This is a genomic window from Arhodomonas sp. KWT (assembly GCF_010993615.1).
In genome coordinates this window covers 1-749 of sequence record NZ_WNXE01000821.1, presented here as the reverse complement: position 1 = coordinate 749, position 749 = coordinate 1, and the positions used below count along the sequence as shown (strand labels likewise).

Genomic DNA, 749 nt, shown 5'->3' with positions numbered 1-749 from the left:
GGCGAGGACCTGGAGGCGCTGCTGGACTATCTCGTCGAGCAGGGCGTGCTCCACCGCGAGGGCGAGGCCTGGCACTGGATGGAGGACAGCTACCCGGCCAACAGCGTGAGCCTGCGCGCGGTGGCCGAGGGCAACTTCGTGGTCATCGACACCACCGACGGGGCGCGGCGCATCATCGCCGAGGTGGACTTCTCCAGCGCCGCGGAGACGATCTACGAGGGCGCGATCTATCTCGTGCAGGCGAGCCCCTACCAGGTCGAGCACCTGGACTGGACCGGGCGCAAGGCCTACGTGCGCGAGACCCGTGCGGACTACTACACCGACGCCATCGACTACACCCGGCTGAAGATCCTGGAGAACTTCGAGTCCGCCCGGGCGGCCGACGCGGAGGTGGCCAACGGCGAGGTCCACCTGGTGCGGCGGATCCCGGGCTACAAGAAGATCCGCTACTACAGCCACGAGAACATCGGCTTCGGCAACATCGACCTGCCGGACCAGGAGATGCACACCACCGCGGTGTGGTGGCAGGTCGAGCCCCGGGCCCTGGCGGACGCAGTGCCGGGCCGCCAGCAGGCCATCGACGGCTTTCTCGGCGCGGCCTACGCTATGCACCATGTGGCGGCGCTGCGGATCATGGCCGAGCCCAACGACCTCGGCCGGGCCGTCGGTGACGGCGACGCGCGCTGGTTCGCAACCGTGGGCGCGAGTGGGCGCGGCAGCCTGCGCACCCTGGACGGCGGCGAGGTGGA

The 749-nt window shown here is 70.0% G+C and carries 1 pseudogene; it reads left to right on the top strand.

Annotated elements, in window-relative coordinates:
• A pseudogene (locus tag G7A99_RS22665) lies at positions 1 to 749 on the top strand (helicase); the annotation flags it as partial.